Genomic DNA, 8,534 nt, shown 5'->3' on the forward strand with positions numbered 1-8,534 from the left:
TGAGCGCGTGCCGAAGGACACGCGCATCGTTGTCTGACTCACCGTGGATGTTTGAGCGGAGTTCACCCGCAGGGGGAACGTAGCGAGTTCCACGGTGCACCCCAGGACCGAGCATCACAGGCTGCCCCCTCGCCCTGGCGAGGGGGACACGGGCAGTGGGGTCGCCTTTCTTTGGGGTACGTTTCTTTGGCGACGCAAAGAAAGGTACCTCGGCCGCCGGGCCGAGACCCGGCTCCCGTCCTCAAAAAAGGCATGCGGCAGGCAACGGCCACAAGCAATCAAATCAATCGCCTAAGTTTCGATTCCAGATCACCAGCCTCCACCTCCAAAGCCTCCACCATCCACCCCACCTCCTCCAACGCCGCCCGGTACAACGGCAACACCAGACTGACACTGAACGGCACCGAAAACCCCACCCTGCGCACCACCACCCCCTGCCCCGCCACGGCAAGCGCCGTGAGCGGATTGACGATGGCCACCCCCAGCCCTCGCTGCACCATCGCGCACACCGCCACCGCGCTGTGCGTCTCCATGCGCATCTGCCGCTGCACACCGGCCTCGGCGAACAGCGCATCGATCTGGCGTCTGTAGGGGTCGTCGGCTGAAAGGCTCACAAACGGCACATCCGCAAAGTCCGCCAGCTGCAGCACGGGCTGCGACGCCAGGGCATGCCCCACAGGCAGCACCGCCACCTCGTCCAGGGTCAACAGCAACTGCGAACGCGTGCCGGGCGGGGTGGAGGACGACACCTGTTCGCTGAGCCCCATGTCGAAACGCTGGGCCGTCATCCACTCCTCCAGCAAGGGAGGCTCCTGGGGCGTCACGGAAACCCGCGCCTCCGGGTGCGCGGCCAGCATGCGCGCCGCGGCACCCGGCAGCAAGGCGTGCGACAGGGCCGGCAGGCAGAGCACGGACAGGGACTGCGCGGCCCCGGCCGAGCGCCCCAGGGCCACGGCCCTGTCCACCACCCGGTCCAGGCCCTGCCAGGAGCGCTGCACCTCCTCCCACAGCGCCAGGGCCCGCGCGTGGGGGCGCAGGCGGCCCTGCACGCGATCAAACAGGTGGTAGCCCAGCAGCGACTCCAGGCGCGCCAGCTCGCGGCTCACCGTCGGCTGCGAAGTGTGCAACAGCTCGGCGGCCCCGGTGGCGCTGCCGGCCAACATGACGGCGCGGAACACTTCGATATGGCGGTGGCTGATCCGCGGGGCCATGTCTTCAACAGGGAGCATGGCGCAAAGCATATCGAAAATGAATAGAGTTCGCAAAACAAGCATTGGACTGGATTACTCATGGGCGGCATGATCGACCCAATCCCTTCGGAGCACTTCGTCCATGTCCAATCCCTTCTCCCCCGCCCAGCTGTGGTCCCTGGCAGGCCAGTTCGGCACCCCGCTGTGGGTCTATGACGCGGCCACCATCCGCCAGCGCATTGCAGAAGTATCCAACTTCGACACCGTGCGCTTCGCGCAAAAGGCCTGCTCCAACATCCACATCCTGAAGCTCATGCGCGAGCAGGGCGTGAAGGTGGACGCGGTCTCGCGCGGAGAGATCCTGCGCGCGCTGGCCGCAGGCTACCAGGCCGGCGGCGAGCCGTCGGAGATCGTGTTCACTGCCGACCTGTTCGACGCCGACACGCTGGCCTGCGTGGTCGAGCATGGCGTGCCGGTGAATGCCGGCTCCATCGACATGCTGCACCAACTGGGCGCGGCCTCGCCTGGCCACGCAGTGTGGCTGCGCATCAACCCCGGCTTCGGCCATGGCCACAGCAACAAGACCAACACCGGCGGCGAGCACAGCAAGCACGGCATCTGGCACACCGATCTGCCGGCCGCACTGGCCGCCATAAAGCAGCACGGCCTCGCGCTCACCGGCCTGCACATGCATATCGGCTCGGGCGTGGACTACAGCCACCTGGCCGAGGTGTGTGGTGCCATGGTGGAGCTGGTGCGTACGGCCCATGCGGCCGGGCACGATCTGCACGCCATCTCGGCCGGCGGCGGCCTGTCCATCCCCTACCGCAGCGGCGATCCGGTGATCGACACGCAGCACTACTTTGGCCTGTGGAACACGGCGCGCCAGCAGGCCGAGGCCATCGTCGGCCATCAACTCGGCCTGGAGATCGAGCCCGGCCGATTCCTGGTGGCCGAGTCGGGCGTGCTGCTGGGCGAGGTGCGCGCCACCAAGAATGCCGGCAGCAACCACTTCGTGCTGGTGGACACCGGTTTCAACGAGCTGATGCGCCCCTCCATGTACGGCAGCTACCACGCCATGGAAGTGCTGCGCAAGGACGGCAGCACCGCGGCCCAGCGCCCTTCGGTGGTGGCCGGGCCGCTGTGCGAATCGGGCGATGTGTTCACCCAGGGCGATGGGGGCGTGGTGCTGCCGCGGGATCTGCAGGAGGCCAGCGTGGGCGACCTGCTGGTGATCCACGACACCGGCGCCTACGGGGCATCGATGTCCTCCAACTACAACACGCGTCCGCTGATCGCCGAGGTGCTGGTCGATGGCGGCCAGGCACGCCTGATCCGCCGCCGCCAGACAGTGCAGCAACTGCTGGCGCTGGAAGAAGGGCTGTGAGCATGCGGGGGATGCCTCATCCCCTGCACGCCCGGTAGGCAGGGGACTACGACAGGGCGCCGCGTTGGAGGACAGTGCGCGGCAGGGGGGTCACCTACAGTGAAGTCACTGGCTTCACAACCCTTTCAACCTCTCAAGGAGATCACCATGCCCATCATTCTCTGGCTGCTCGGCGTTCCACTGTCCCTCGTTCTGCTGCTGATGCTGTTCGGGGTGCTCTGATACCGTGCCCCCTGGGGCACCATGCCAAACGCACAAGGCCGCATCCGCCCTACCGGGCAGATGCGGCTTTTTCGTTGGCCGCGCGGCACCGCTTGCGCAGGCCCTGCAGCCGCTGATCGCCAACTGCCGTTTAATGGTTGCCGATGACCGCTGCAAGCGCTAGGCTGGTGCTTCCCTGCCCTGTTCCTGCGCCCCTTTCCCATGGGGCCTGGCGTACCGAGGGCAGAGAGGCACCGGGAGGAGCCTGCCATGCCAACCGAAGAACGGACCATCGTCGAACTGGAGTACCCGGGCGAGTACCTGAGCCGCCTGGGCACCGTCGAAACCAAGACCTGCAAGATCCGCCTCTCGCGCAAGGGCCAGGGCGTGCTGGCGCGCATGTACGCGAGCCGGGGCTACAGCATGCAGGCCACACTGACGCACGACTTCGACCTGAGCAGCTTGGTGGTGCAGATCGACGGGCAGCCCGCGGGCACCATCTCCGTGCGCCTGGACGATGGCCACCTGGCCGCCGAGGACCAGTTCCCCGAATTCATCGGTGACCTGCGCGAGCGCGGCGCGCGCATCTGCGAGATCGGCAAGCTCGCCATGGACCCGGGCGTGCGCTCCAAGCAGGTGCTGGGCGCCATCTTCCATATTGCCTTCATCGTCGCCTTCCGCGCGCGACGGGCGACCGACATCGTGATCGAGGTGAACCCGCGCCATGCGGCGTTCTACCTGCGCATGCTGCGCTTCGACCCGGTGGGATCGGCGCGCATCTGCCATCGCGTCGGCGCACCGGCCGTGCTGCTGCACATGGATGGCAACAAAGGGCGCCGCCTGATCGACCAGTTCGGCGGCCGGCCCGACCTCTCGACCCAGGAGCGCAGCTTCTACCCGTACTTCTTCCACCCCGACGACGAGGATGGCCTGCTGCGCCGCCTCTCGGCCGGCGCCTAGGAGCGGCCCTCAGGCTTCGCCGCGAGGTCCCCGGCCCATGAGCTGGGCCACAGCCTCGGCGGGCTGCAGGCGGCCATCGAGCAGGGCCACAACCGCATCGGTGATGGGCATGTCCACCCCCAACAGTTGGGCACGCTGCGCCACCGTGCGCGCGCTGTAGACCCCTTCGGCCACATGGCCGAGCGACTCCACAGCCTGCGCCAGGGTCCGGCCCTCGGCCAGCAGCAGGCCCACGCGGCGGTTGCGCGAGAGGTCGCCCGTGGCGGTGAGCACCAGGTCGCCCAGGCCCGACAGGCCCATGAAGGTATCTGCGCGCGCGCCCAGCGCCAGGCCCAGGCGCGTCATTTCGGCCAGACCGCGCGTGATCAGTGCGGCGCGCGCATTGAGGCCCAGCGCCAGCCCGTCGCACAGGCCGGTGGCGATGGACAGCACGTTCTTCACCGCCCCGCCCACCTCGACACCCACGATGTCCTCATTGGCATAGACGCGCACGCTGGGGCTGTGGAAGGCGGCCACCAGGGCATCGCGCACGCTGGCATGCTCACTGGCCGCCACCAGGGCCGTGGGCTGGCCGCGGGCGACTTCCTGGGCAAAGCTGGGGCCGCTCAGTGCGCCGGCCTGCAGCGCGGGCGCCACCTCGGCACACACCTCATGCGCCAGCAGGCCAAAGCGGCTGTCCTGATTCCCTGAGGTGGATTCAAAGCCCTTGCACAGCCAGGCCACCGGTGCTTTGCAGCCCTGCAGGGCCTGCAGCATGCCGCGCAGCGCCGACATGGGCGTGGCCACGACGACCAGGTCTGCGGCGCTCGCCAGCGCCACGGGATCTCCCCCTGCAAGCAACAGCCCGGGCGGGAAGGAGAGGCCCGGCAGGTAGCGCGCATTCTCGCGTTCGGCCTGCATGGCCGCCAGTTGCGCGGCATCGCGCGCCCACAGGGTGACGGCATGGCCGGCGGGGTGCTGCGCTGCGCTCATGGCCACGGCAGAGCCCCAGGCGCCTGCGCCCAGAACAAGGATTTTCATGGAGAAGAAGCGCTTGGAAAGAGCGGAAGCTCAAGCGGCGGGGACGGCATGCTGCGCCCCCGCAAACCACGCATTACTGCGTGATGATGGGCGACGGATTGCCCGCAGCCGCAGCCTGTTGCTGTTCGAACATGGCCTGGAAGTTGATTTCGGCCAGGTGCACGGGCGGGAAGCCGGCACGGTTGATCAGGTCGGCAACGTTGCCGCGCAGGTAGGGGTAGACGATCTGCGGACAGGCGATGCCCATGATGGCGCCCATCTGGTCTTCAGGGATGTTGCGGATCTCGAAGATGCCGGCCTGCTTGGCTTCGACCAGGAACACGGTCTTGTCCTTGACCTTGGTCTGCACCGTGGCGGTCACGGCCACTTCGAAGATGCCTTCGGCCACAGGGGTGGCTTCCACGCCCAGCTGGATATCCACACTGGGTTGTTCCTGTTCCAGCAGGATTCCGGGCGAGTTCGGCTGCTCAAGCGACATGTCCTTGAGGTAGACGCGCTGGATCTGGAAAACGGGATTTTCTTGGTCGGCCATGGTTGAAAGTCTCTTTCGCTCAAAACAACGAGCTTGTGACAAAACGAAACCCGCCGGGGAAGCACTCCCGCAGCGGGCACATGGGCGTGCATTATGCAGCGCCCCGAAGACAGTTCAGGCAATCACTGCGCACCCAGAAGCGGCATCAGGCCGCCACGGCCGTCCAGCGCCACCAGATCGTCGTGGCCACCGACATGGGTGTCGCCGATGAAGATCTGCGGCACGGTGCGCCGGCCGGTAATCTCCATCATGGTGGTGCGGGCCGACGGATCGGTGTCGATGCGGATCTCCTCGATCTGTTCCACGCCCTTGGACTTGAGGATCTGCTTGGCACGGATGCAGTAGGGGCAGACGGCGGTGGTGTACATCTTCACGGGTTGCATGACGGACATCTTTCGTAGAAGCTGAGGCAGGGACGCCATTCAGCGGCAGTTGGGGGCGGGGTCAGGCCTTTTCAACCGGCAGGCTGGCCTCGCGCCAGGCCTTGAGGCCGCCGGCCATGGCCTGCACGTTCTCGTAGCCGAGCTTCTTGGCAATGCCCACGGCCCGGTTGGCGCGCGCGCCCGTGGCGCAAACCAGCACCAGCGGCAGGGCCTTGTTCTTCACCGTGGTGGCCAGGCGCTCTTCGAGCTGGTTCAGCGGGATGTTCTTGGCGCCCCCCACGTGGCCCGCAGCGAACTCCTCGGTCTCGCAGACGTCGATGACGACGGCCTTTTCGCGGTTGATGAGCTGCACGGCCCCGGCGGGGGTGAGCGAACCGCCACCGGCGTTCTTGAGCAAGGGCCACATCAGCATGCTGCCCGAAGCCAGTGCCACGAAGACCAGATACCAGTTGTCGATAATGAATTTCACGGAGATTCCTTGGGTTGGCGAACCCCGCAATTCTAAAATGTATGGTTTTGACCCGCCTCTCCTAGGGAAACCATGCACAAACTCGTTCTGATCCGCCACGGCGAATCCACCTGGAACCTCGAAAACCGCTTCACCGGCTGGACCGACGTGGACCTGACGCCCACCGGCGTGGACCAGGCCAAGAACGCCGGCCGCCTGCTCAAGGCCGAAGGCTACGAGTTCGACGTGGCCTACACCAGCGTGCTCAAGCGCGCCACGCGCACGCTGTGGCACACCCTGGACGAGATGGACCGCACCTGGCTGCCCGTGGTGCACAGCTGGCGCCTGAACGAGCGCCACTACGGCGCCTTGCAGGGCCTGAACAAGGCCGACATGGCCAAGCAGTACGGCGACGCCCAGGTGCTGGTCTGGCGCCGCAGCTATGACACGCCGCCGCCGGCGCTGGAAGCCACCGACCCGCGCAGCGAGCGCAGCGATGTGCGCTACGCCCGCCTGGACGCCGGCCAGGTGCCGCTGACCGAGTGCCTGAAAGACACCGTAGCGCGCGTGCTGCCCTTCTGGAACGAGTCCATCGCCCCGGCCATCCAGGGCGGCAAGCGCGTGGTGGTGGCAGCGCACGGCAACTCCATCCGCGCCCTGGTCAAGTACCTGGACAACATCTCGGACGACGAAATCGTGGGCCTCAATATTCCCAACGGGATTCCACTGGTATATGAGCTCGATGGCGACCTCAAGCCCATCCGCCACTACTATCTGGGTGACGCCGAGGCAGCGGCCAAGGCCGCCGCGGCGGTGGCTTCGCAAGGCAAGGCCTAGAAAATCGGCGTAAAGCGGGGGTAAAGCCCGCCAATAAACCGTTTCGAAACCTGCGAAAGCGAGTCCCGGCGCGGAACTGCGGCGAGGTGGACCCTTCTAAGAAGTGGTTCGGCGCCTTTTTGAAACGCTTGTTTTCACACGTGTGTAAAAAAGGCATCGGACCAGCTTCCCAGGTGTATATTGATGCGGTAAAGGTGTTCTATGGGCCACAAACTCAAAATAGCAGGATGGGTGTCGGTAGGTGTGGTGGCTGGTGCATTGACCACGGTGTCGTTGCAGACCGTCGCGCGCGGCGCCATGACGCCCCTGCCGCTGGAAGAGATCCAGCAGCTGTCGGCCGTGTTCGGCCTGGTCAAGACCGACTATGTCGAGCCGGTCGATGACAAGAAGCTCATCACCGATGCCATCTCCGGCATGGTGGCCAGCCTGGACCCGCACTCCCAGTACTTCGACAAGAAGTCCTTCAAGGAATTCCGCGAAGGTACTTCGGGCCGCTTCGTGGGCGTGGGCATCGAAATTTCCCAGGAAGACGGCCTGATCAAGGTGGTCTCCCCCATCGAGGGTTCGCCCGCGTTCCGCGCCGGCCTCAAGCCCAACGACCTGATCACCCAGATCGACGAGACCGCCGTGAAGGGCCTGGCGCTCAACGAGGCCGTCAAGCGCATGCGAGGCGAACCCAACACCAAGGTCACGCTCACCATCTTCCGCAAGGACGAAAGTCGCACCTTCCCGGTGACCATCACGCGCGAAGAGATCAAGACCCAGTCCGTCAAGGGCAAGGTGATCGAGCCCGGCTACGCCTGGATCCGCCTGTCGCAGTTCCAGGAACGCACGGTGGACGACTTCGTGCGCAAGATGGAAGAGATCTACAAGCAGGACCCCAACATCAAGGGCCTGGTGCTCGACCTGCGCAACGACCCGGGCGGCCTGCTCGACGCGGCGGTGGCCATCTCGGCCGCCTTCCTGCCCGAGAACGTCACGGTGGTCACCACCAACGGCCAGTTGGCCGAGAGCAAATCCACCTACAAGGCCGCGCCCGAGTACTACCAGCGCCGCAGCGGGGGCGACCCCCTGCGCCGCCTGCCCGCTTCCATCAAGTCCATCCCCATGGTGGTGCTGGTCAATGAAGGCTCGGCCTCGGCCAGCGAGATCGTGGCCGGCGCACTGCAGGACCACAAGCGCGCCACCATCATGGGTAGCCAGACCTTCGGCAAGGGCTCGGTGCAGACCGTGCGCCCCCTGGGCCCGGACACCGGCATCAAGCTGACCACCGCGCGCTACTACACCCCGAGCGGCAAGTCGATCCAGGCCAAGGGCATCGTGCCCGACGTGATGATCGACGAGTCCGAGGAAGGCAATGTCTTCGCCGCCCTGCGCATGCGCGAGGCCGACCTGGACAAGCACCTGGGCAGCGGCCAGGGCGAGGAAAAGAAGGACGCCGCGCGCGAGAAGGCGCGCGAGGAAGCCCGCAAACGCCTGGAAGAGGAAGCCAAGAAGCCGGCCGCCGACCGCAAGCCGCCCGAGTTCGGCACCGACAAGGACTTCCAGCTGGCGCAGGCGCTGCGCCAGCTCAAGG

Annotated in this window: 9 protein-coding genes; 4 read left to right on the forward strand and 5 right to left on the reverse strand. The window is 66.2% G+C overall.

Annotated features, from left to right (window positions below):
- Positions 1-278: 278 nt before the first annotated feature.
- Complete coding sequence (locus ACK59X_RS33740; protein ID WP_409963724.1) at positions 279-1,229, reverse strand: LysR family transcriptional regulator; 951 nt, start codon at positions 1,227-1,229, stop codon at positions 279-281.
- 103 nt (positions 1,230-1,332) lie between these two features.
- Here ACK59X_RS33740 and lysA point away from each other — a divergent pair, with 103 nt between their 5' ends.
- Together lysA and ACK59X_RS33750 are read left to right on the forward strand one after the other, a co-directional pair.
- Entirely contained in the window at positions 1,333-2,577 is a 1,245-nt protein-coding gene (lysA, locus tag ACK59X_RS33745) for a diaminopimelate decarboxylase (protein WP_409963726.1), read from the forward strand.
- Positions 2,578-3,048: 471 nt separating this feature from the next.
- On the forward strand, positions 3,049-3,738 hold the full coding sequence (locus ACK59X_RS33750) for an N-acyl amino acid synthase FeeM domain-containing protein (RefSeq protein WP_409963728.1): 690 nt from the start codon (positions 3,049-3,051) through the stop codon (positions 3,736-3,738).
- A gap of 9 nt (positions 3,739-3,747) precedes the next feature.
- Here ACK59X_RS33750 and ACK59X_RS33755 read toward each other — a convergent pair whose 3' ends face one another.
- The 4 genes from ACK59X_RS33755 to ACK59X_RS33770 all read right to left on the reverse strand — a co-directional run bounded on the left by ACK59X_RS33755 (position 3,748) and on the right by ACK59X_RS33770 (position 6,142).
- Positions 3,748-4,758, reverse strand: a complete 1,011-nt coding sequence (locus ACK59X_RS33755; protein ID WP_409963730.1) for an NAD(P)H-dependent glycerol-3-phosphate dehydrogenase — start codon at positions 4,756-4,758, stop codon at positions 3,748-3,750.
- 73 nt (positions 4,759-4,831) lie between these two features.
- Positions 4,832-5,290 (reverse strand): protein-export chaperone SecB, encoded by a 459-nt coding sequence (gene secB / locus ACK59X_RS33760; protein WP_057201869.1) that lies wholly within the window; start codon positions 5,288-5,290, stop codon positions 4,832-4,834.
- A 122-nt stretch (positions 5,291-5,412) separates the two neighbouring features.
- The gene (grxC, locus tag ACK59X_RS33765) at positions 5,413-5,673 is read right to left on the reverse strand and encodes a glutaredoxin 3 (protein ID WP_409963732.1); all 261 of its coding nucleotides are present in this window, start codon (positions 5,671-5,673) and stop codon (positions 5,413-5,415) included.
- A gap of 61 nt (positions 5,674-5,734) precedes the next feature.
- Entirely contained in the window at positions 5,735-6,142 is a 408-nt protein-coding gene (locus ACK59X_RS33770) for a rhodanese-like domain-containing protein (protein WP_409963734.1), read from the reverse strand.
- A 72-nt stretch (positions 6,143-6,214) separates the two neighbouring features.
- On the opposite strand from ACK59X_RS33770, the gene gpmA reads away from it, so the two are divergent.
- Both gpmA and ACK59X_RS33780 read left to right on the forward strand, forming a co-directional pair.
- Complete coding sequence (gpmA, locus tag ACK59X_RS33775) at positions 6,215-6,958, forward strand: 2,3-diphosphoglycerate-dependent phosphoglycerate mutase (RefSeq protein WP_409963736.1); 744 nt, start codon at positions 6,215-6,217, stop codon at positions 6,956-6,958.
- A gap of 201 nt (positions 6,959-7,159) precedes the next feature.
- Positions 7,160-8,534, forward strand: a 1,375-nt coding sequence (locus ACK59X_RS33780) for a S41 family peptidase (RefSeq protein WP_409963738.1), incomplete at its 3' end; no start/stop codon positions are given.

It is taken from the genome of Acidovorax sp., from assembly GCF_046339755.1.
Taxonomy (GTDB): Bacteria; Pseudomonadota; Gammaproteobacteria; order Burkholderiales; family Burkholderiaceae_C; genus Acidovorax.